The following is a 22,955-nucleotide window of genomic DNA, read 5'->3' on the forward strand; positions in this document are numbered from 1 at the left end:
TTAGAGCTACGCTCAGAGGAGTAAAGCATATACCCTATTTTTTATTTAGATTAACGAATATTTATGCCTAGTCCACAACTTTTAGGGAAGAGCCACTTTTTGTCCCTATTTTGTCTCCCATAAAACAATAAAACCCTGATTATCAGCTGATAATCAGGGTTTTCAAGTACCCAGAGCCGGGGGCGTAATAGTTAAATATGTGGAGAGTTTAAATATTTGAATTGTAGCTAATTTATATATAATTAATTGATAAATAAATATTTAATTGCATAATTAGTTCTAAATGCATTTAATTATATTCAAATAAATTTAGGACGTATGGGAACAATTTGGGAACAAATTCATAACTTTGTATTGAATCAATTATCAAAGACTTATGAAAGTTTCTGCATTCCTAAGAAAAATAGCAAAGAAAAATGATACAGACAGCCAAGCTACTATTTATTTTCGATTAAGAGATAAAAATAAAGATTTTAAATCTGCCAGTGAGCTAGTTATTAATCCAAATCATTGGAGCCAGGAGAAGCAAGGCTATAAAGACCGGGTAGCATTGATCAGCGATGATAAAAAAATGAAACTGAAAAATGATATACAAAACATTGTTTCTGTTATTACTCAAAACTATTCAGTAGATGCAAATGCAGAATGGCTTAGCGAGCAGATAGATAAATATCACCATCCTGATAAATATAAAACGCAAGAACAAATAGAATCAGAAACAAAACTCACCTTCGAACAGCTTTTGGAAGAATTTTTGCTAAAGCACAAATTGTCAGAAGTAAGAAAGAAGAATTTCCGAGTAATCAAGAGAGCTTTATTGCGTTACGAATTATATGTAAGGGCTACCAAGCGAGGGCAGAAATCTTTTATATTAGATATTGACAATGTTACTCCAGATACGCTGTATGATATGTGGGACTTTTTTGAAAATGAGCATAAATATTTTGAATTATATCCCTCTATTTATGAACAAATACCGGAAAAACGAACGCCTAAGCCAAGAGGAAAGAACACGCTTATCGATTGTTTCTGTCGAATAAGGACATTTTTTCTCTGGTGTTATGATAAGAAAAAAACTCAGAACAGACCATTTGATCAGTTTCGTATTGATGAATGTACTTATGGCACACCCATATATATCACATTAGAGGAACGTGATAAATTACTGGATAAAGACTTATCAGAATACAAACAAGTTGAAATCCAACGTGATATTTTTGTTTTTCAAAGCCTGATCGGTTGCCGTATTGGGGATTTATATCGTATGACTAAACGAAATATAATTGATGATGCCATTGAATATATACCAAGAAAGACAAAAGACGGTAATCCGGTAACAGTTAGAGTTCCATTAAATGATAAAGCAAAAGCCATTTTGGAAAAATATAAAGACTATACAGGTGATAAAATCTTACCTTTCATTTCTGAACAAAAATACAATGATGCTATCAAGAAGGCTTTCGAACTGGCTGAAATAAATCGAATAGTAACGATACTTGATCCCCTTACCAATGAAGAGGTAAAGAAGCCATTACACGAAGTTGTCAGCAGCCACATGGCAAGACGGACTTTTATTGGAAATATTTACAAAAAAGTAAAAGACCCTAACCTAATCGGAGCATTGAGTGGACACAAAGAAGGCAGCAAAGCTTTTAATCGTTATCGCGAAATAGACGAGGATATGAAAAAAGAATTAGTAAATTTGTTGAGTTAGATATTTCAAATTTAGAAAATAAATTACGTTCGCACTGTGAACGTAATTTAGCAACAACAAGATAAGTATAAAGAAGATCAAATAAATGGAAAACCGACAACTTATAGAATTATTGAATGAACTTGTGAAACAGCCTCACGAAAGCGAATGGGTCGAATTTAAACTCAATTTTCATTCTGCAGAAGAGATCGGAGAAAGAATCTCCGCAATCTCTAATGGTGCTTGCATCCACAATCAACAATATGGCTATTTGGTGTTCGGGGTTGAAGACTTAACACATATAATAAAAGGAACGACATTTAGAGGAAAGACTCATAAAAAGGGAAACGAAGAACTAGAGCACTGGTTAGCTACCCGCTTAAATCCAAGAATAGACTTTAATATTTATGAATTTGATTATGATAGTCAACGTCGCATTACTTTATTTGTAATCCCTGCAACAAAAACACAACCTGTGGAGTTTTTACATCATGCCTATATTCGAGTTGGAAGTATTACCAGAAAATTAAACGAGTTTCCTGAAAAGCAAGCTAAAATATGGAAGAAAGAGAGTATTCCTTTTGAGAGAGAGACTGCAAAAGACAACCTAGTAGCCTCTGATATAACTAAATATTTAAGCACAGAAACATATTTTGATTTGATGAAATTACCTTACCCTTCCAATCAACAGGGAGTAATTGACAAATTTATAGAAGAAGGATTAGTTGTTAAAGGAAAAACGTATGGTATAACTAAATTAGGAGCCATTCTTTTTGCCAAAAATTTAAAAGACTTTGAAAGTGTAGAAAGAAAGTCAGTTAGAGTGATTGTATATAGAGGAAAGAATAAAGTCGAGACTGAACGGGAACAAATTGGAATAAAAGGGTATGCTATCGGATTTGAAGGTTTAGTTAATTGGGTGAATGGACAATTACCTGCTAATGAAGAAATAGGTAAAGCTTTAAGAACTGAATCTAGAATGTATCCTGAAATCGCAATAAGAGAACTTGTTGCCAATGCTTTAATTCATCAGGATTTATCGGAAAAAGGATTTCCGATGGTTGAAATATTTCTAGATAGAATTGAAATCTCTAACCCGGGGACACCTCTTGTAACTCCGGATCGGTTTATTGATGCCTATGTTTCAAGAAATGAAAAGCTAGCAGATCTCATGAGAAGAATGGGATTCTGTGAAGAAAAAGGAAGCGGGATGGATAAAGTTATATTTTACAATGAATTATACCAGTTGCCTCCAATAAATATTATAGTAGCAGAAGGTAGAACTAGAGTTACAATGTATAGCTATAAATCATTGAATGATTTAGATAAGAAAGAAAAAATCCGAGCTTGCTATCAACATGCGTGTTTAAAATATGTTTCTAACGAAAAGATGACGAATCAATCATTAAGAGATCGTTTTAAAATAGAAGATCAAAATGCTGCTATTGCGTCAAGAATTATAAGAGACTCATTAGCTGAAAATGTAATTAAAGAAGATGATCCTGAAAGTAAATCACGAAAATATGCAAGCTATATTCCTTTTTGGGCATAAATCTTATTTGATGGTTATTTGATAACGGCATCGCACGGCATATATAATCGTCTTGTAATCAACCGGTTCTTATTTGATGGTTATTTGACAACTTCAATATTATAATTATGGGGCAGGTAGAATTTGACAACTTTCGGAATCGTATAAAAGACTGGATGGATCGCAATCAGGATGAATACGATTTCTTTGAAGAAGAGATTAATAAAAAAGATTCTACAGTCTACCAAACAATCATGTCCAAAGCGATCTCCCTTGTTCCACTGTATCAAAAAATCATAAGAAAAAAGGCTAATCAGGGAATGTACGACGACATTTCCGATATAGAAACCCTTTTCACAGAAAATAAAGTTGCCGAGTCACTCATCAAAGAATTCGATAAAGCAAATGAAAAATCAATTGTTCCGGCTTTATTATCATGGCTCTATTTTGGAAAAAGTTTTGAGAGAATGGTTGAAAGAGGGGAAGAGATGAGACGCAGTAGCGATACGAATTATATCCAGAAGCTAGTGATTACTGCTACAATAAAAATACTTATAGCTAAATCTATCAGTCTCGGGCTGCGTAGTAAATCCGACTGGCAGGAGCATCGGCGGTTAATGAAATTAGCGGATAGCGATCATGTTATGAATTGGGCTATTGACAATACTGTGCCCGAAGAAAAGAAGAAGGTTGGAAGAAAGAGAACAGAAAAAACATTTGAGGAAGTACTGTCAATCCTGGTAGAAGATAAAACTGAATTATTAAACCGGATCGAAGAATATTTAATTACCAAACATACCGACTTAGATTTAGCCCGTCTAAAGATAGCACTTGATGAATTATATTATATAGAACCCTGCGATATCAAGTTGTTCAGGGATGCTTTAGCTCAACAATACCAAGCTATGGTTACCATTGTCGGGGAAAGAGGTATTCAGAAAAAATACAGAGACCTTAATAGTTTTCTTCCGGTAAAGGAAGTTTTTATGAAGGACTTCGGAGAGGATAGAAACGTTATTGATAAACTAAAGGATTTTTTACGAAATTGAATTCGTTTGATTCGTTTTTTTATTCGGCGAATTTACCGCCAATTAAATAGCTTATAATCAGAATTATTCTCATATATATTTGCGCCACTGCTTTATTTTAAGGTAGTGGTTTTGCTTTTTATATCTGCCGATTGCAAAGCCTAACATAAGCAGATATATTACTAATATGAAAAAATTATTAGAAATTATCGAACAGGGAAATGCCAATATCAAATTAGAGATGAGCGGTGGAGACTTATTGGAGTTTTCAAATGATTTAATTAACCGTGCTAAAACCGAACTATCCACAGAGATAGCGGAAGCTCGAAAAGAAAAGTACCTGACACGAGGAGAAGTAAAGCAAATATGCGGAGTCTGTGATGCAACTTTATGGCACTGGAATAAAAAGAACTATTTGAAAACTATTAAAGTCGGTAGTAAAGTCCGATACCGAATGTCAGACGTCAAACGAATCTTAGAGGGTAATAGTGTGAATACTAAATAACCGTACCCATGAAAGAAAAAGCATCAGCCTCTGCCCGCAGGTCGAAAAATGAGCGGATTGAAGAGGAACTGCGGACATTGTACAACTTTCGGTTCAATACCGTAAAGAGCCGGACAGAGTACCGGGATATCCATGCACAAGGGGAATTCAGACCTGTAACCAAATACTTCCTGAATTCCCTCCGCAGGGAAATCGATGTCCGCATTGGTATTACCACTTCAGCCGATAATATCCGGGCTATCCTCGAAAGCAACTTTGCGGAAAAAGTACATCCCATCCGGGAATATCTTTCTCGATTGCCTTTGCTGAATCCGTTGGACTTTGGTTATACGGAACAACTTTTGCAAACCGTTGAAGTCTCCAATCCTGATAAATGGAATGAGTATCTGGTAAAGTGGCTGATAGGTGTTGTCGCTAATGCTATGAGTGATGTCGGTTGTCAGAATCATACCTGTTTAGTGCTGACAGGCGAACAGGGCAAGTTCAAAACAACATGGCTGGACCATCTTTGCCCCGATCCGTTAAAAAGCTACCTGTTTACAGGGAAGATAGATCCGCAGGGAAAAGATGTATTGACCCTGATCGCCGAATACCTGTTTATCAATATTGATGACCAGCTGCGAGCTTTAAACAAACGTGATGAGAACGAACTCAAAAACCTGATAACGACTCCGGCTGTCAAGTACCGCAGACCATACGATACCTATATTGAAGAATACTCTCATCTGGCGAGCTTTATGGCATCGGTGAACGGCAATGATTTTCTGACTGACCCGACAGGCAGCAGACGCTTTCTTCCATTCGAGGTTATCCGTATTGATATCGACAAGGCTTTATCCATCAATATGGATCATGTTTTCTCTGAAATCATGTATTTATACAAACAAGGTGTCCGCTATTGGTTTGATGACAAGGAAATAGAAGAATTACACAGGTTAAGTTCGGGCTTTCATGTGCAGACGGTAGAATATGAAATGCTGATGCAGGGTTTTGAAAAGCCGAATGATACGGACGATTCGTTTATGACAACGGCTCAGGTACTGAACTATCTTAGGATGTTCAGCTCTTTGCCCCTGTCAGAGAAACGGATGGGCGAAGCCATCCGAAAGGCCGGATTTACACGGACTCAGAAACGGATTAACCGCAATCCCTCTCCTGTATATGGTTACCGGATAAAGAAGATTAAGCCGAATCCCTTTGTCGATCAAGAACTGTAATAAAGATGATTTATTCTTTTTGCTTACTATCTTACTACATAACTAACTAATCCCATGAAAGAAAAAAGATTAGGTGTAGTTTGTTGCAAAAATATCATCTTACTCTCTTGTTACTACCTTACTACAGTTGTAAGGTATATAGTTACTACAATTCAATATAGATACTACATATTATAACTTATAAATAAGACACTTAAATCATTTGTAGTATGTAGTAAGAAAAAGTTCTACAAAATTAAAAACAAGATTATGATAACATATAATGAAGCAAATAAAATAAGTATCAAAGCCTATTTAGCTAATAGAGGTATCCATCCGGTTAAAGATCATGGTTATTATGGCATGTACCGTTCTCCATTCAGAGAGGACAATAATGCAAGCCTGAAAGTCGATTATAATAAAAACCTATGGATAGATTTCGGAAGCAATGACGGGGGAACAATGATAGATTTGGTTATGCGAATCAACAATTACTCATTGAACGAAGCAATGCAAGAACTAAATCAATACAACAATACATCAGTAAATCTGCACGACAATACAACAGCACAACAGCATTCTCAATCTTTTTCTTTTCACGGAAATAATTCAAATAAGAATACTTCGGCTATAACAATACAACAGGTACTTCCGATCACGCATCAAGCCCTGATCAATTATCTATCGGAAAGAAAGATCAGCCTTGATATCGCTAAGCAATATTGCTCTGAAATACATTATTCCGTAAACGGAAAACCTTTCTTCGCTATCGGTTTTCCAAATGACAGTAAAGGTTGGATATTGCGAAGCGAGCCATTTAAGGGCTGTACCTCTATGGAGGTAACAACATATGGCGGAGCAAATAATACCAACAGTAAAAAAGAATCGTGCCTGGTCTTTGAAGGTTTTACCGATTTCCTTTCCTACCTGTCACTAAAGAATACACTTGCACCTCAAGAGGATGTAATAGTGCTTAATTCACTATCCAACCTTCCCAAAGCTATCGACAAGCTAAAAGAATACAAAGAAGTCCATACTTATCTCGATAATGATAGTCCGGGAAAGAAAGCTACTCTAACCATTAAACAAACTCATCCGGTTGTAATTGATCAGTCAGTAAAGTATGCAGGCTATAAAGACCTGAACGAGTATCTTATTTCGATCAGGCAGATACAGCAAAAAGAGAAGCCTAAAATCGAGGTTAAACGGAAACCCTTCAAAGGTTTCAGACCTTAAGCTTTCGTGTGTACCCCAGGGGCTTTTGAAAAAGCCATAGCCTATTAGGGATTTTTCTTTACGCTCTCGTTGCACTACCACTAAAAAATCCCAATAGGCAAAGGGTGTTCCCCCTTTTGAATCCCCCTGAGCGATCTGATGACCGCAGTCGCTTTAAGCGACTATTTAGAATGATGAATCATTGTCCACCGACAAAGGATAGTCGGCTGGCATAATTTCCAGTTATCAAATTTACGAACTTTTTAATTAAAAATAGCTATGGGATATGTTGTTCTCCATTTAGATAAATCACCACGAAACGAAGCGGCGATGACAGACCATATAGAACGGAAAGTAATGGCTCCGAATGTCGATCCGAAACGAACGTATCTGAATAAAGAGTTGGTTCCATTCCCCGAAGGAGTAGCCAACAGAACAGAGGCTATAAAACACAGGATACAAAATGCAGGATTGAGCCGTAAAGTCGGCAAGAATCAGGTACAGGTTATTCGGCTTATACTTTCCGGCAGTACTGAGGATATGTTGCGGATACAGGCCGAAGGCAAACTTGATGACTGGTGTCGGGACAGTATGGATTGGCTAAAAAAAGAATACGGAGAGAAAAATATTGTCGCGGCAACTTTGCATCTGGATGAAGATGCTCCGCATGTACACGCATCGGTTGTCCCAATTGTTCAGGGAGAACGAAGGCAAAAGAAATCGAACAAAGTACAGGAAGCTCCGAAAAAGCAGTATAAGAAGAAAAACACAAACAGACCTCGCTTATGCGCTGATGACGTAATGACCAAAGAAAAGCTGATCCACTATCAGGATAGCTATGCCGAAGCGATGGCTAAATATGGATTGGATCGTGGAATTAAAGGATCGGAAGCCCGTCATATCAGCACATCCGAGTTTTATCGCAATCAAAAAGAAGAATCCAATAATTTACAGATAAATATAGGGGTATTATTGGCTCAGGAAGAAGCCAAAAGAAACAGTATCGAACAGCTCAGGCGACAGGAACAGGAAGCAAAACAAAATTACGAGCGGGTAGAAAACTTGAAACAACAAAAAGAATCGGAACTAATGGAAAGCATTGGTTCTCTTCAAGAAGAGAGGCAGGAAGTATATGAAAAAGTGAGGGATATGTACGACCGTAAGGACGAGGCACGGGAAAAGTTTCTGAATATGCACGAATACACCCGGGAAAAGGAACAAGAAGTTACTGCTGTTGAAGCTCGATTGGAGCAACTTAAACAAAATTATGAGCCATACAAAGCACAAGAAGATATAAATCTACTATTTGAAATATTTCCACAGCTAAACGAACGCTTACGGATAGCTCAACTATGCAAGAGTATCGGGCTGGCAGTAGATGCTGTTAAACGGCTCTTCAAGGGTGAAGTGCTAACGATAACAGGCAAACTCCATTCAACTGAGCATGGCCAAGTGTTCAATGTACAGAATAGTAAATTGCAACTTTTCAAAGACCGAGATAATCCAAATAAGTTACAGTTATGCATTAATGGAAAGAATATTGTCGATTGGTTTAGGGAAAGGTATGAAGAGTTCCAAAAAACAATACGAATTAAACCTAAACAAAAGCAAGAAATAGGTAACAGTAAAGTATTTAAAGTAAGATGATATTGCTTACCATAAATTATGTACTTTTGTTACACAAGGCATAAAAGTAATAGAATTTTTATAATAACGGACTAATATAAATTATTTAAACAATCTAGGTATGACAATTGAATATAATCCCAATCGTTTTCTAAGAATTTCAGATAATTTAGTCACTCAAGATTTGACACCTCCTAAGTTGGGGATCATTTTTGAAGGAATAAACAAAGAACATATAAAGATTATATTTCCGTTAGGTATATATAAGACTGGTCTTATTGAAAAAATAGAAAAAACAAGAGATTACTACAAAGGAGGTCACTCGGACTATAACATTATTGTTGAATATTTAGATGAAGAAAAAACAACTATTAATGACTTAATAATACCTCAGATACAATCGGGTGCTTATTTTCATTATATAGCGGGAGAAATGAGTGATCTACAAAGTGAAATTTCAATTATACAAAAAGACCAACACAATCGTACATTAGAAGAAAATGAATACGATTCGAAAGGAGAACTGTATAAAACTCGTTTTTATGAATACTTAGATGAAGAAAATAGTATCGAAAAGAAAATCATTGATCACTACCTAGGTCATACTTATTTTCAAAAAATAATAAATAATGAGAGATTGGAAGAGAAAGTATTTAGGGAAGATGGATCACATAAGCAAACAAATATATGGAATTTATGATTAAGATTATGGGGTATTTGGTATAAATATACAGAAGTAGTAAGCAATAAGAAAATAAAGAGTTTAGGGTATCAATTATTTGTGTTTCGAATATTTAGTATTCTTATAGATGATTATGAACCAAATTCAATTTCAAGCAGGATATATACTTGATGGTATCAATGAAATTTTAAAAGATATTGACAAGGATAAAGAAGTCAAAGGGCTTCTGAAATTCTTGTCCTGCTTTGACCTTGAAACGGATAGTAATGTTTCCTCAAATTCATCTGACAGTCTTACTTCTATAATTCATAATTTAATTGTTCGTGGTATTCCTACTCGACCAAGTATTTTCATTGAAAATAAGTTCTTAGAAGCTTTTCGGAAATTTCAACTTGACAATTCTGATTTCACTAAACAATTAGGAAGCATAAAGTATGAATCAAAGCTAAGCAATGAAGATCTCAATAATATTTTTTCGGCTTTACATATCATTGACTCAAGGATAAAATTAAATAAAAATAATTACAACTTTGACCTTGAAAGTGATTTTGAAAAAAACTTTATATTTAAATATTTACCTGAAAATGGATTAGATTTTATACAACAACTTTTAGAATCACAAAGAAAATTAAGCACAATTGTAACGCCTGAGATTGGGCGTGATCTCCATTCTCAAAGAGTCGATTTTTCTTATGAATTTCCTTATGTCCTCGAAGATGAAATTGAAATATTTGGAGAGAAAAAAGTAAAAACATATAACCAAGGATTGATTATTGAAATCGACGGGATAAAATTTCATTCCAATCCCTCACAGGTACAACTAGATAATTTTCGAGATAAAGCAACAAAAGAAACTAAATGGATCACGAAAAGGATTGTTGATTTTAACACTACTGATTTTACGAAATGGATAAAACGTTCCAATTCGTTAAAAATAATAAGCAATAATTACAATAAAGAACTTGATGATAATTGGCTTGATATTCTTCAACTGACTTTATCGCCTTTTGCTATTGCGAGAGTTCAGAAAACGATTGTCGAATTTATCCGATCAAACAACCTTGATTTAAAGTCTAAAGAATGGAATATTTTAGCAATTGAAAGAGATGTCCCTTGTGTAGCATTAGCTATTGAAGATTTGAAACAACATTTCCAGCATCTTTTTGCTCTTGTAGGAAAAAACCAAAATTTTCCAATTATTAATATTCAAATTTTAAGCACGAAAGAATTTGCTAACTCAAAACTACATGAGATAAAGCCCGAAATCATAGACAAATATCAAAATGAGAAAGAATTTGATTTAATTATTGACATTTCCGTTCTACAAAGACGAGGAATTGTAAAAACTAATATTCCGTTTAATAGTAAAAATAAAGCTATAATACGTTCTTCTCATTATGTAAATTCCGATAGAAAACTCTATACCTCTGATTTTATTGATTATAAACCAATCACGAAAAAATTAGAAAATGAAACTTATGAAGATATTTCCAAAGCTAAACAAAGCCTAACTTATTTTTTGCAAAACATTTTTAGGAAAGAAAGTTTTAGAGAAGGGCAATTACCTATTTTAAATCGGGCATTGCAAGGAAAAAGCGTAATAGGCCTATTGCCAACAGGTGGTGGGAAATCATTGACTTATCAAATAGCATCCTTGCTACAAGCAGGGGTTACGATGGTTATTGACCCGATTAAGTCGTTGATGCAAGACCAATACGACAACCTTTTAAAAAATGGGATTGACAGTTGTAATTTCATCAACTCAAAATTAACTCGTGAAGAAAAAGCAATTGCAACCAACCAAATTGCGGACAGTAAAGTTTTATTCACTTTTGTTTCGCCCGAGCGTTTGCAAATTGAAGAGTTTAGACTTTCTTTAAAGGAAATGTACAAAAACAAAGTGTATTTTAGTTACTGTGTCATTGATGAAGTACATTGTGTTTCAGAATGGGGACATGATTTTAGAACATCCTATTTGAGTTTAGGGAGAAATGCAATCGAACATTGTAAAACAAAAAACAAACAAACCATCCCGATTTTTGGGCTTACTGCAACGGCATCATTTGATGTGCTTTCTGATGTTGAGAGAGAACTATCAGGAAATGGACTTGTTAATATTGACACAGATGCAATTGTAAGATTTGAGAATACAAACAGAGCAGAATTACAATACCAGATTGTCAATACAACCGTAAAATTTGAAAGAGATGAAAAATTCAAATTTATACTTTCTGATAAAACCGAATTACTATTACCTATTCAGCCCATCAAAGGAGATATAAAACAGCAAACGGCTATAGAAAAACAATGTGAGTTAACAAAAGTCGTCAATTTAATCCCTGACAGACTTTTAACATTGAACGAACAATCACATTCAATTTTAGCGTGGACAAAAGAAAAGTTTTCGATTGAGAGCAATTTACCTAATATTAAAATTGAAAATTTTGAGACAGTATCTTTTTATAGCTTAAGTGAATATCATAACAAATCAATTTACAAAAATGGAGGGATTGTGTTTTGTCCACACAGAACACACTTATTTGGTGTAACTGATAAATTCAAATTTGACAAATACGATGATGACATTCGTGATGACAAAGGCAACATTATTCATCGCTGGGGAGATTTTGTATTAGATGAAAAAGGTAACAAAGTAAAATTACCACTTCCAAAACGTAAAGCAATAGCAGACACTTTATCTAAAACAGAAATATATGAAGTAGGTGTCTTTATGGGAAGTTCCGATGAAGATGAAAAAGTTGGAAAAGAAATAGAAACAGAATCGTTTGACAATCAAAGAAAATTTATTGAAAATGAGCAGAATATTATGGTTGCGACCAAAGCTTTTGGAATGGGAATCGATAAACCAAATGTCCGTTTTACAGTTCACGTAAATATTCCTGCTTCAATTGAAAGTTTTGTGCAAGAGGCAGGAAGAGCAGGCCGTGACAGAAAAATGGCACTTTCCACAATTCTGTTCAATGAGCAGAAAGTAATTCTTTTCAATCAGAGGTTTTATGAAAAATTAGAAACTGAAATAAGCGAAGAGGGATTAAAGCTATTAAAGAGGCTTAAAAACCAAAAGTTTTATAAAGAAGAAGTCTCAGCTATTTTAAAGGCTCTTGGAAATGACGAACTAATTCAAAATGAGAAAAAGATTCTTGAAAACTTAGGAGAGATCTTTACAGATAAAGATAACTTATTGTTCTTTCACAATAACTCATTCAAAGGACAAGATAAAGAATTGGTTGTTATCAATGAACTTTTAGAAGAAATCCTTTTACCAAGCAAAAACCATTTATATTCTCTAACTGAAAATCTAAAAGAAGAAATTGATAATCAGGAGGTATATTTAAAAATAGACTTGAAAAACAATCGAATTTATGTTAATGAAGTCTTTCCAAAAGGCTTTGGTTTTATAAACCTAATTGACTTAACACCAAATGCCAATTTTGCGACTTTTGACAAACTTTATTCAAGACAAGTTTTAGATTTTGTGATAATAGAAATTAAATCACAGTTTCCACTTTATAATGATATAGATAAACTAAAAAAATGGCTAAGTCTTAAAGAAATAGGTTCATATGAAATCGGTATAGAAAAGAGGCTGAATGAATTAGAAAGTTTTGGTCAAGCAGTAAACCCTGAAATAGTTATACCGTTTGCCAATAAATATGCTGACAAAAACATTTTTCACGAAGAGTTAAAAACACTTTTTAAAACGATAATTACGGACAAGGTAAGTGATGAACTAATTATAGAATCTATTGAGGGAACTTTTGAAAACTACCTGAAAAATGTGAAAGAAAAACTCAATTTTGAAATTGAAACAGACAAAAATAAGTTAGAAAAACTGAAACAGCTTTATTACAGTCCAAGAAAAAAACCTGATACTGACAAAGCAATCTTCCGCCTTTCATCAGTTGGAATAATTGATGACTATACGGTCGATTATAATAAAAATTGCTACAAAATACGTACTCTCAAGAAAACAGACAATGAATATATTGAACATCTGAAAGTATTTATGCGGAAATATTATTCTGCAAATCGTGTTGAAAGTGAAATTGAAAATGTTTATAAAGCAAAAGGCGATACAATCCTTCAAAAATGCTTATCATTCCTAACAGATTTTGTTTACAAAGAAATTGAAGTGAAACGTTTACGTTCTATCGAAGATATGATATTGGCTTGTGAAATCGGAATGCAGGAAAATGGAAATGAAGAATTAAAAGACTTTATCCATTTGTATTTCAACTCCAAATATGCCAAGGAAAATCACGAAATAGACGGAAAAAATTATTCGCTTACAATAGATACCGATAACGCAAAAGAATATTCTTTTGAAATTTTATGGAAATACATAGAAGCTACGACAATTGACCCAAGTGGAGCACAAAAGGACAACACAAAACATCTTCGAGGTGCAACATTAAGGCTATTAAGAACAGAGCCCCAAAATGGATCTTTATTACTATTAAAGGCTTATTCCCTTTTTGTATTAGGAATTGGTACAAATAGGAATATTGAAACTGAAGCAAAAGATAGCTTGACTTCAGGATTCAAACTCTTTAGAGAAAAATATACAACCCTTACATTTGAAGAGTTGTCTCAAAATATTGAGCGATATAAAACAGAAATTATTAAAAATGCCAATGATAGTGATGAAGTTGAAAAAATCCTTGACGTAATCATTGAGGAGTTGTATTTAGAATTTCATAATGATTGGTTAAATAATTTCAATCAAAAATATTTATTAGAATATGATCGATAGCACTACACATTCGATTCTTTTTGAACTTCAAAAGAATCTTGAAGATTTATCATCTGCTAAAACACAGATGGAAGAATTTCGTACATCGTCGGTAAAAGTTGTTCAAGGCATTGATAGCATAAGGTTAAAGTATGTTGAATACCTTGAAAATATAAAATCGGGCTACGAAAAAAAAGTAAACAATTTAACAAACGAATTAACTTCATTCACATCTACCATCAAAGATGAAAATACAAAGTCAATTCAAAAAGTTGTTATCAAATCAGAGGAATCTATAGAAAAAGGAATTGAAAAAATTGAATTTGTTTCCAAGAAGATAGAATCATCTAATAACGAAAAAATTGAGACAATCAATAATCTTCTGAAACACTATAAAAATGTTGTCGAAGCGAGTAATTCTTTGATTGATACGTTAACGACAATTGATTTTCCGACAAAACTTGATGCAATTTCCACAAAATCACAATTAATAATTGAAGCTATTACAAACTCAAAGCAAGCATTAGAAATAAAGTCAAATGAAGCCAAAGACCTAATTCTTGAAAAAGCAACATTTACTAAAGAACAAATAATTCAAAATAATGATGGTAAAATAAATTCATTGACTGAAAAACTAATCGAAGTTAATAGTAATTTGGAAACTAAGCTTACAGAAGCATTCGAAAAACAACTCAATCTGACTAATGAGCGTTTAAATAGACAAAATAAAGAACTTAGAACATTGAAAACAACACTATTTATAGCTATTGGGATCATAATTATAGGAATCGCATTAAACTTTGTACTGAAATAAATAACAAAACACCCAATTTAACATTTCAGGGTGTAAAATCGGGTGTTTATTTTGTAACAAGCTTATTTTCAGATTTATTGGCGGAGAGAGAGGCAGAGTAAGAGTGAGAACAAGCCGAGAAGCAAAAACAACAGAAAGAAGCCGAATTGCAACAAACAGAACAGGCTCTCAGTAAAACTAAAAGTGAATTGAAAACCGAGAAACTTAAAAAATACGGCTGCTGATATCGGTTCTACTATTATGGATAGTACAGTTCTATGATAGGCTCTTCTAAAGTGAAACGAAAACAGCAGGAGATCGAAACGCTGAAAGAAGAAAAGGAAAATCTAATTCTAGAAGTAAAAACTCTGAAATAGGATATGTAGAAGGAGCATGAAGTATAATTGTTTTTTGCTATCTGAAAAAAGGTTCGATTTATAAACTTAGTTTAAGTTTACTATACATCCAAGATTTTCGATTATTTTTTATTTTTAAAGTATAAAATCTAAATACCTAATTTAAATTAAAAATTAGTTTATGTCCTTTACCTCCTATACAATATTATGTGTAATCATTGGTATACAGGCTATTGATGTTTTAAATAATTAAAACAATTTTACGCTTTATATTTTGAATCAATTTAAATATACGATATGAAAAAAATGACATTGATATTTCTTATTGCTTTTATTCATACTTTTTGTTTTGCACAAAAAACAGCTGATGAGCAGGTTGGTAATTGTTTAAATACATCAGATTTCTTTTTATTAGAAGAAATATATCCAACAGTTAAAGATAACATGCAGACACCGTTTTTAAAAACATTTGCGGAATCGTTATTAAACATTGCATTCAATCAATCTGACCAAGGAGTTGCTTCAGTAGATTCTCTTATTATAAAGTATCAAGGAGAAATTGGGTTAGAAAATGTTAAAAGTATGCTTATTTTCCAAAGTTGGCTTCTTTTTCGACAAGGAGAATATCAGCAAGCTTACGATAGATTGGAGGGGTTTATTGCTCAGATCGAGCCTCACGTTCCGTCTGAATTTCTCATTGGTACTAAAGCAAATCTTAATATGTATAGAGCATTACTTGGAGAAGGTAAACCCCAACTTATTCGTCCAGATATGGATTGTGTAATTCCATTAGAAATTGATACTATAAGAATAAGAGGAAACGAAAATGACACAGTCAAACATTCTACACTTATGTATGTTCCAGTTACGGTAAACGGTAGTCGGGAAAGGTTTATTTTCGACACTGGATGCGGTGGAGGGGTTTTCTTGTCGCAGGAATATGCTACCCGTTTGGGGGTTAGAATCAAGATGGATTCGCTAGTAATTACAGGAGTAGGAGGAAAGGACTATGGCCAAATGGGAATTGTAGATAGCATAGGAGTCGGTAATATGATCTTTCGAAATGTAAGAGCAACTATTGTTTCGCCTAATACCGAAGTGGATTCTCTTTTTAGAGTAAATGCTATATTAGGTAGTGATATTATGCACTATGCAGGTGAAGTCCAAATATTACCCAACGAAAAAAAAATTGTTTTCCCTATACATAAAACACCATTGCCTACTACAGGGAGAAATATGATGCGAGTTCCAGGTGGTGATGCTTTCTTTTTGAAAGTCTATTCAGGCGATAATAGATTAGTTATGCTATTCGATACGGGAGATACTTATGCTCATCTTAATGGTCATTATTTTGGATCAAATAAAGAATCTGTAATGCGTAATGGCACAAAAAGTAGTCGGGTGAGTGGAGGCTTCGGAGGAGCTGGTCTAAGAGAATATTATAACTTGCCTTTTTTTTCGATAAAGATAGGAAATAAACAATTCAAAATAGAGAATATGGCTGTAGAGAGTGAGTTACCTATTGGCACACAATTCGGGTCAGGAGCTTTGGGAATGGCTTTCATTAATACTTTTAAAAAAACAACTATTAATTTTGAACAAATGTTTGTTGAAGTATATGATTGAAGAGTCCAATGCATATAAAATAAAGCCTATATATATGGTTGAAATCCAAATTTTGAAGTATTGACCTCTTTACACTAAAGAATACTTTATTTAAGGAATATCATTCTCATCAATCTTGCGTGTAAATCATATACAAATGTAAGTTCACAATGAGACAGATTTTATTACTTCTTTTTTTATGTTTAAATGAATAGCTAAGAAAATCTTTTGGGAACAATCCGGGAACATATTCTTAAAACAAAAAGCCTAATTGATTGATCCTCAATTAGGCTTTTGTTTGAATAGTACCCAGAGCCGGGATCGAACCGGCATGGAAGTGAATCCACTGGTGTTTGAGACCAGCGCGTCTACCAATTCCGCCATCTGGGCTTGTGCCTAGTGCGGTGCAAAAGTACACATATTTTTCATATATCAAAAGATCAGGTATAACTTTTTTGAAAAAGAATCGTATAATTTTATTTCGCTATTGTCCCTAATCGTTTTGTTTGTATATTAGTATGATATAACTTTGTATAAATTTTTAAAACAAACATGGATAACAAGAACAATTATTGCGTGATCATGGGTGGTGGCATTGGCAGCCGTTTTTGGCCCTTTAGCCGCGAAGCCCGTCCAAAGCAGTTCCTTGATTTCTTTGGAACAGGACGTTCTCTTTTGCAGATGACTGTAGACCGGTTTAAAAGAATCCTTCCTCTTGAGAACATATTTATAGTCACCAATAATGAATATGCTCAGATGGTACAAGAAGAACTGCCTGAGTTGAAACCCAATCAGATATTGTTAGAGCCAATGCGACGCAATACAGCTCCATGTATTGCTTTTGCGACTTACCATATCAACTCTTTTAATCCTGAAGCAAATATTGTAGTTGCTCCTTCCGATCACTTGATTCTGAAAGAGGATGAATTTCTTTCTATCATTCAGAACGCTTACAAATTTGTATCTAAGCACAATACGTTGTTGACACTCGGCATTAAGCCTAGTCGCCCCGAAACAGGTTATGGATACATACAAATGAGCGAAGAAAAGCTGGACGGAGTAAATAAGGTTAAGGTCTTTACCGAAAAACCGAATCTGGAGCTGGCTAAGGTCTTCTTCGAAAGCGGAGAGTTCCTGTGGAATTCAGGTATCTTTATCTGGAATAACAAAACCATCTTAAGTGCACTTCGTGAATATCTTCCTGAGATAACTTCTCGTTTCGACCGTGGTATCGATGCCTTTGGTACAGAAAAAGAAAAAGCCTTCATTGATGAGAATTTCCCATTTTGCCCCAATATATCAATAGATTATGGCATAATGGAAAAAGCTACAAATGTATATGTACAGGCAGCAGATTTCGGTTGGTCTGACTTAGGAACTTGGGGATCACTCTACGAAATATCCGAAAAAGATGATGAAGCCAATGCTTCACTCATTGCCAACACTATATTTTTTGATAGTGCCGAAAATGTTGTGACATTGCCCGCCGGCAAATTAGGGGTTATACAAGGCCTAGAGGGCTACATTGTAGCCGAAGCTGACGGCGTACTACTGATTTGCAAGAAGTCGGAAGAACAGCGTATCAAACAGTTCGTTGCTGACGTAAAGCTAAAATACGGAGAAAAATATATATAACAATCAAATAAATATATGTCAAAAGAACTTTTACCAAATCTTCCTTACCTTGTAGCAGATATCAATCTGGCAGACTTTGGGAGAAAAGAAATAGAAATAGCAGAGCATGAAATGCCGGGATTAATGGCACTTCGCAAGAAATATGGAGCAACAAAACCGCTGAAAGGCGCTCGTATCATGGGTTCGTTACATATGACTGTGCAAACAGCTGTACTTATCGAAACCCTGAAAGAATTAGGAGCCGATATACGTTGGGCTAGTTGTAATATTTTCTCTACCCAAGACCATGCAGCAGCAGCTATTGCAGCAGCGGGAATACCCGTATTTGCATGGAAAGGAGAAACCCTTGAAGAATATTGGTGGTGTACAGAGCAAGCTTTAGCGTTCCCTGAAGGGAAAGGCCCTAACCTGATAGTAGACGATGGCGGCGATGCTACACTGCTTATCCACTGGGGATATAAAGCCGAAGAAAATGCTGACTTCCTGAATAAAAAAGCTTCGAGCCACGAAGAGCAAGTAATACTCGATACCTTATCTCGTATCCTTAAGGAAGACAACAATCGTTGGCATCGTACAGTTGCCGATTGGAAAGGAGTATCTGAGGAGACAACAACAGGAGTACACAGGCTGTACCAAATGATGGAGCGAGGCGAACTACTTGTTCCGGCTATTAATGTAAACGACTCGGTAACCAAGTCTAAGTTTGATAACCTTTATGGTTGTCGCGAATCATTAGCCGATGGCATCAAGAGAGCTACCGACGTGATGATTGCAGGTAAGGTTGTAGTTGTTGCAGGATACGGAGATGTAGGTAAGGGCTGCGCTCACTCTATGCGTTCTTACGGAGCTCGTGTCATTGTAACCGAGATAGACCCGATATGCGCCTTGCAGGCAGCAATGGAAGGCTTTGAAGTGACAACAATGGAAGAGGCCGTGAAAGAAGGTAATATTTTTGTTACAACAACAGGCAACAAGGATATTATAACAATAGAGCACATGTCTCGTATGAAAGATCAGGCTATAGTATGTAACATAGGGCATTTTGACAATGAAATTCAGGTGGACAAACTTGTAAACTACCCTAGCATTAAGCATGTAAACATTAAGCCGCAGGTAGATAAATATACATTCCCTGATGAACATTCTATATTCCTTTTAGCCGAAGGTCGTTTAGTCAATTTAGGTTGTGCCACCGGTCACCCTTCATTCGTGATGAGTAACTCATTCACAAACCAGACTTTAGCTCAATTGGAGTTATGGGTACGCGACTATGAAGTAAACGTTTATCGTTTACCGAAACATTTGGATGAAGAAGTTGCACGCCTACACCTTGAACAAATTGGAGTGAAGTTGACCAAGTTGACTGAGGCGCAAGCCGAATATCTTGGGGTTCCTGTAGAAGGTCCATACAAACCTGAACATTACAGATATTAAGATATCATCTATCAATATAAACGGGCTTTATGGTTAAAGCCCGTTTTTTTTGCAATATATAAGTGCGGTACTAGAGCTCACTTTCTTATTCAAAAAGTGACAAAGGTGACAAAAGTGACAGGTTTCAATCTGTTCTTTATGTCACCTTTTTTAGTTTCTGATTACCACTTTTAATTTTACTTTTATTTCAAAGATCCCTTTTAGTTAGATAATTATTATTTAAATAATTAAAGAGAGATCTGCCAGTATGATGCATCACTTTTCATACAAGCTACTTCTTAATTATGATTTAAAAAATTTTCGATTCTTGTTTTTGTATTTGCGGGTAAATCTGAGCTGTAGACCTCGTAATTAGACACACTCATTTCCTTGAACCATTTTTTCCAAAGATATGACATAATATCTTCATCAACTTTATTGTTCGGACTCTCTGCTTTTATCTCTAACACAAGAACCTCTAAATTATTCAAATCATTACGCTCTGTCTTTATCCCAAAATTGTTTCGCTCAATCATTTGCTTCCAATCCTGCTTTCTATATTGTTTCAAATTAGTATTTGTGAGATAACTGAAGCGATTCTTATCATTTATCACCGACTGACTATGATACAAATACCCATCAGTGAAAATTATCAATATATTTCGATAGTTGGGATCTTTTTGAATGCAAAAATCCTTTACGTCATTCTTAAAGAAACGCCAAATATCACTACCCTCCCATGCACTTGTAGCAATAGTTTGCCGGTATATCTTCTCTAAATTTTGCGAATAAAGTTCTGTTATATTATCATATACTCCTTTTCTGCCTTTGTTATCCATTTTAGAGCAATCAATAATAAGCTTACTAACCATTGAGTTAATATCACTACTTACAGGCGGAGGACTGAAGAATATTCTAATTTTTCCTTTGGCATTATAAGCCCCCAAGCTTGTCATATTAGATTTAAAGAATTCTGTAATGGTCTTAATATTTTCAATATCGTTTTTTTGAGCATTCGCATTTATTTTGGGACTAATTCTATCAGATAAGTCCAATAAAATCGAGATATTCAATTGCCCTTGTTTCCTCGATATTTTACTATTCCCAGCATTATTACGATTAGTATCATTATTGCTATCACTAACATTATTTTTACCTCCGCAAGCCACCATTGAGAATGCTAAGATTGTTATAATAAATAGAAGTTTCATAAATCCATGATTATTTTGATTAGTTACTAGAGACTGAATTTGTCCTAATAAATTCTGAATTTTTTAATTCAAGTAAAAATTTTTCTTTAATCCTTTCACATTCATCAATCTGAACTTTTGAAGAACTCGTTGAGCGCATGTAAACAATCCATCCCGAGAAGTAATTATTAACCCCTTCTCTTACATCATTGAAATACAACACATATGACTCCAACTGTATTTTCAATTTATCTATTTCTCCCTGATTATTATTCTTTTCTCTTTGAAGAATAGAAATTTTATCCCTCAACTGCTTACATTCAGTCTTGGAAGATGCTAGTTTTTGTTCTTTATTTTTAATTGCATATCTAACTTTGTCCATTTTCTCGTATTCACTCATTGTAAAGCTGAACACAAGCCCCCAAATAATATAAACGACAAAACCCGCAAAGATTATTATCCAGAAATTAACTTCATGAAAAGCTCTCGATATCGTCATCGGTGGCATATCCATAAAAAGTCCCCCTATCATGATATTGTATATTTCTTTAACAATAGCATATGCTATAATAAAATCAAAAAAGAACGTGACAACAACAAGTCCCGAGATTTTAAAATACTTACTTATACCTTTTTCTTCTGAGAATTTATGAATTAAAAAGCCCAAACCTAAAAACACAGCAGGGATTGCTAAAATGAAAATCAACTCAGTAAAACCGTCTGCCCAAGCTTTACCTACGGCCTGCGCATCAAAGATAGCTTGAGTTATCTTTGTGTCATCAGGTGTAAAGTCTTTGAAAAAAGCTGAATAAGCCGCTGAGCTGTAAAATACAAACAAGTAAATGGTAAGAAATACTATAATGACTAAGCCAATCCAGAAGCTTATTTTTACGTAAGAATCTCCCAAAACAACTTTTGGATTTTCCTTTATATCATGAATTTCCTGTAAAATTCTTCCAATTTTATTCTCCTCATGCATTAATCGATCTTGCTCTGTTTTTATTTGATTTTCAACATTTGCATTTTTCGCTTCAAGACCACTAATTTCTTGTTTGATTTGACTTTTTCTCTCATCTTGTTTCATTTTATCTTGCTGGATATAACGAATCAATTGCATATATACCGCATGCAGTCTGGGCAATAATGCCTGAGAAGAGCCTCCACAATAACCCGCATCTCTTGTCCCTTTGCTAGCATAAGATGCTCCCGAAATGACGGCAATAGAATCATCTGTATCGTCTTGTTGAAACCTTTGTTGGGGTTCAAGATCTTGAATAGTAAAAATATCCTTAAGTCCCATATCTATGATTTTTTAATGGCCTGTAATACTTCGTCAAATGATCTTTCCTCCTTCGCTTGCGCTAAAAGATATTCTGATATCTCTACTGCATTTTCTATTGCAAAACCAAGTCGCTTACTTGCCTCTTGCAAAGTTTCCTTTTCCTTATCCTCTATCTTTCCGTCAGCCCAAGCAATGCGAGATAAATTATATAGATACTCTATTCTCTCATCTTCGCTTAAACTTTCTAACGAGACAAATGTATTTGGAGAAAAAATCGCTTTCTGTATTTCTTCTTCCAAAATTCCTCCTTTTTCCTTGCCTATTTGATAAAGCAATTCTAATTCATGTGGATGAACTTCTGCATCAGCTAACACCATTTGATATAAGCCTAAAAACATCTTTTTTTCACTCTCGTTCATATACAACTTACTTACCCCTGCTCTTACGGCTTT

Annotated in this window: 16 protein-coding genes and 1 tRNA gene; 13 read left to right on the top strand and 4 right to left on the bottom strand. The window is 34.6% G+C overall.

Annotated features, from left to right (window positions below):
- Positions 1-376: 376 nt before the first annotated feature.
- From BGO84_RS03725 to BGO84_RS03775, 11 genes are all read left to right on the top strand, one after another.
- On the top strand, positions 377-1,714 hold the full coding sequence (locus BGO84_RS03725) for a site-specific integrase (RefSeq protein WP_291027767.1): 1,338 nt from the start codon (positions 377-379) through the stop codon (positions 1,712-1,714).
- A gap of 85 nt (positions 1,715-1,799) precedes the next feature.
- Positions 1,800-3,245, top strand: coding sequence for an RNA-binding domain-containing protein (locus BGO84_RS03730; protein ID WP_291027769.1), 1,446 nt, complete (start codon positions 1,800-1,802; stop codon positions 3,243-3,245).
- 107 nt (positions 3,246-3,352) lie between these two features.
- On the top strand, positions 3,353-4,273 hold the full coding sequence (locus tag BGO84_RS03735; protein WP_291027771.1) for a DUF6043 family protein: 921 nt from the start codon (positions 3,353-3,355) through the stop codon (positions 4,271-4,273).
- A 166-nt stretch (positions 4,274-4,439) separates the two neighbouring features.
- Positions 4,440-4,757: a helix-turn-helix domain-containing protein gene (locus tag BGO84_RS03740; RefSeq protein WP_291027773.1), complete on the top strand. Its 318-nt coding sequence runs from the start codon at positions 4,440-4,442 to the stop codon at positions 4,755-4,757.
- Between the two features lie 8 nt (positions 4,758-4,765).
- A complete protein-coding gene (locus BGO84_RS03745; protein ID WP_291027776.1) occupies positions 4,766-5,974 on the top strand; it encodes a VapE domain-containing protein in 1,209 nt (402 codons plus the stop codon).
- A 249-nt stretch (positions 5,975-6,223) separates the two neighbouring features.
- Positions 6,224-7,189 carry a toprim domain-containing protein gene (locus BGO84_RS03750; protein WP_291027778.1) on the top strand — a complete coding sequence of 322 codons (966 nt, stop codon included), beginning with the start codon at positions 6,224-6,226 and terminating at the stop codon, positions 7,187-7,189.
- Between the two features lie 258 nt (positions 7,190-7,447).
- Positions 7,448-8,815, top strand: a complete 1,368-nt coding sequence (gene mobV / locus BGO84_RS03755) for a MobV family relaxase (protein WP_291027780.1) — start codon at positions 7,448-7,450, stop codon at positions 8,813-8,815.
- Positions 8,816-8,915: 100 nt separating this feature from the next.
- Entirely contained in the window at positions 8,916-9,494 is a 579-nt protein-coding gene (locus BGO84_RS03760; RefSeq protein WP_291027782.1) for a hypothetical protein, read from the top strand.
- A 115-nt stretch (positions 9,495-9,609) separates the two neighbouring features.
- Positions 9,610-14,250: a DEAD/DEAH box helicase gene (locus tag BGO84_RS03765; RefSeq protein WP_291027784.1), complete on the top strand. Its 4,641-nt coding sequence runs from the start codon at positions 9,610-9,612 to the stop codon at positions 14,248-14,250.
- A complete protein-coding gene (locus BGO84_RS03770; protein WP_291027786.1) occupies positions 14,240-15,043 on the top strand; it encodes a hypothetical protein in 804 nt (267 codons plus the stop codon). Before BGO84_RS03765 ends, BGO84_RS03770 begins: the two co-directional genes overlap by 11 nt.
- 632 nt (positions 15,044-15,675) lie before the next feature.
- Positions 15,676-17,004 carry a retropepsin-like aspartic protease gene (locus tag BGO84_RS03775; RefSeq protein ID WP_291027788.1) on the top strand — a complete coding sequence of 443 codons (1,329 nt, stop codon included), beginning with the start codon at positions 15,676-15,678 and terminating at the stop codon, positions 17,002-17,004.
- A 285-nt stretch (positions 17,005-17,289) separates the two neighbouring features.
- On the opposite strand, the gene BGO84_RS03780 is transcribed toward BGO84_RS03775, so the two are convergent.
- Positions 17,290-17,373: transfer RNA gene (locus BGO84_RS03780), tRNA-Leu, on the bottom strand.
- A gap of 162 nt (positions 17,374-17,535) precedes the next feature.
- Between BGO84_RS03780 and BGO84_RS03785 the strand changes: the two genes are divergently transcribed.
- Together BGO84_RS03785 and ahcY are read left to right on the top strand one after the other, a co-directional pair.
- Positions 17,536-18,618, top strand: coding sequence for a mannose-1-phosphate guanylyltransferase (locus BGO84_RS03785; protein ID WP_135105608.1), 1,083 nt, complete (start codon positions 17,536-17,538; stop codon positions 18,616-18,618).
- A gap of 15 nt (positions 18,619-18,633) precedes the next feature.
- The gene (gene ahcY / locus BGO84_RS03790; protein WP_135105607.1) at positions 18,634-20,052 is read left to right on the top strand and encodes an adenosylhomocysteinase; all 1,419 of its coding nucleotides are present in this window, start codon (positions 18,634-18,636) and stop codon (positions 20,050-20,052) included.
- Positions 20,053-20,330: 278 nt separating this feature from the next.
- Here the strand turns inward: ahcY and BGO84_RS03795 are convergent, their stop codons facing one another.
- From BGO84_RS03795 to BGO84_RS03805, 3 genes are read right to left on the bottom strand one after another with little or no spacing between them, the layout of a single operon-like run.
- On the bottom strand, positions 20,331-21,242 hold the full coding sequence (locus tag BGO84_RS03795) for a hypothetical protein (protein WP_291027790.1): 912 nt from the start codon (positions 21,240-21,242) through the stop codon (positions 20,331-20,333).
- 19 nt (positions 21,243-21,261) lie between these two features.
- Positions 21,262-22,521, bottom strand: a complete 1,260-nt coding sequence (locus BGO84_RS03800) for a hypothetical protein (RefSeq protein ID WP_291027792.1) — start codon at positions 22,519-22,521, stop codon at positions 21,262-21,264.
- A 2-nt stretch (positions 22,522-22,523) separates the two neighbouring features.
- Entirely contained in the window at positions 22,524-22,922 is a 399-nt protein-coding gene (locus BGO84_RS03805) for a TerB family tellurite resistance protein (protein ID WP_291027794.1), read from the bottom strand.
- Positions 22,923-22,955: the final 33 nt, after the last annotated feature.

This window comes from Dysgonomonas sp. 37-18 (genome assembly GCF_001899125.1).
Taxonomy (GTDB): Bacteria; Bacteroidota; Bacteroidia; order Bacteroidales; family Dysgonomonadaceae; genus Dysgonomonas.

Excerpts from the sequence above, each read along its gene's own strand:
- BGO84_RS03725 (WP_291027767.1), top strand. The coding sequence starts at position 377 with ATGAAAGTTTCTGCATTCCTAAGAAAAATAGCAAAGAAAAATGATACA.
- BGO84_RS03730 (WP_291027769.1), top strand. The coding sequence starts at position 1,800 with ATGGAAAACCGACAACTTATAGAATTATTGAATGAACTTGTGAAACAG.
- BGO84_RS03735 (WP_291027771.1), top strand. The coding sequence starts at position 3,353 with ATGGGGCAGGTAGAATTTGACAACTTTCGGAATCGTATAAAAGACTGG.
- BGO84_RS03740 (WP_291027773.1), top strand. The coding sequence starts at position 4,440 with ATGAAAAAATTATTAGAAATTATCGAACAGGGAAATGCCAATATCAAA.
- BGO84_RS03745 (WP_291027776.1), top strand. The coding sequence starts at position 4,766 with ATGAAAGAAAAAGCATCAGCCTCTGCCCGCAGGTCGAAAAATGAGCGG.
- BGO84_RS03750 (WP_291027778.1), top strand. The coding sequence starts at position 6,224 with ATGATAACATATAATGAAGCAAATAAAATAAGTATCAAAGCCTATTTA.
- mobV (WP_291027780.1), top strand. The coding sequence starts at position 7,448 with ATGGGATATGTTGTTCTCCATTTAGATAAATCACCACGAAACGAAGCG.
- BGO84_RS03760 (WP_291027782.1), top strand. The coding sequence starts at position 8,916 with ATGACAATTGAATATAATCCCAATCGTTTTCTAAGAATTTCAGATAAT.
- BGO84_RS03765 (WP_291027784.1), top strand. The coding sequence starts at position 9,610 with ATGAACCAAATTCAATTTCAAGCAGGATATATACTTGATGGTATCAAT.
- BGO84_RS03770 (WP_291027786.1), top strand. The coding sequence starts at position 14,240 with ATGATCGATAGCACTACACATTCGATTCTTTTTGAACTTCAAAAGAAT.
- BGO84_RS03775 (WP_291027788.1), top strand. The coding sequence starts at position 15,676 with ATGAAAAAAATGACATTGATATTTCTTATTGCTTTTATTCATACTTTT.
- BGO84_RS03785 (WP_135105608.1), top strand. The coding sequence starts at position 17,536 with ATGGATAACAAGAACAATTATTGCGTGATCATGGGTGGTGGCATTGGC.
- ahcY (WP_135105607.1), top strand. The coding sequence starts at position 18,634 with ATGTCAAAAGAACTTTTACCAAATCTTCCTTACCTTGTAGCAGATATC.
- BGO84_RS03795 (WP_291027790.1), bottom strand. The coding sequence starts at position 21,242 with ATGAAACTTCTATTTATTATAACAATCTTAGCATTCTCAATGGTGGCT.
- BGO84_RS03800 (WP_291027792.1), bottom strand. The coding sequence starts at position 22,521 with ATGGGACTTAAGGATATTTTTACTATTCAAGATCTTGAACCCCAACAA.
- BGO84_RS03805 (WP_291027794.1), bottom strand. The coding sequence starts at position 22,922 with ATGAACGAGAGTGAAAAAAAGATGTTTTTAGGCTTATATCAAATGGTG.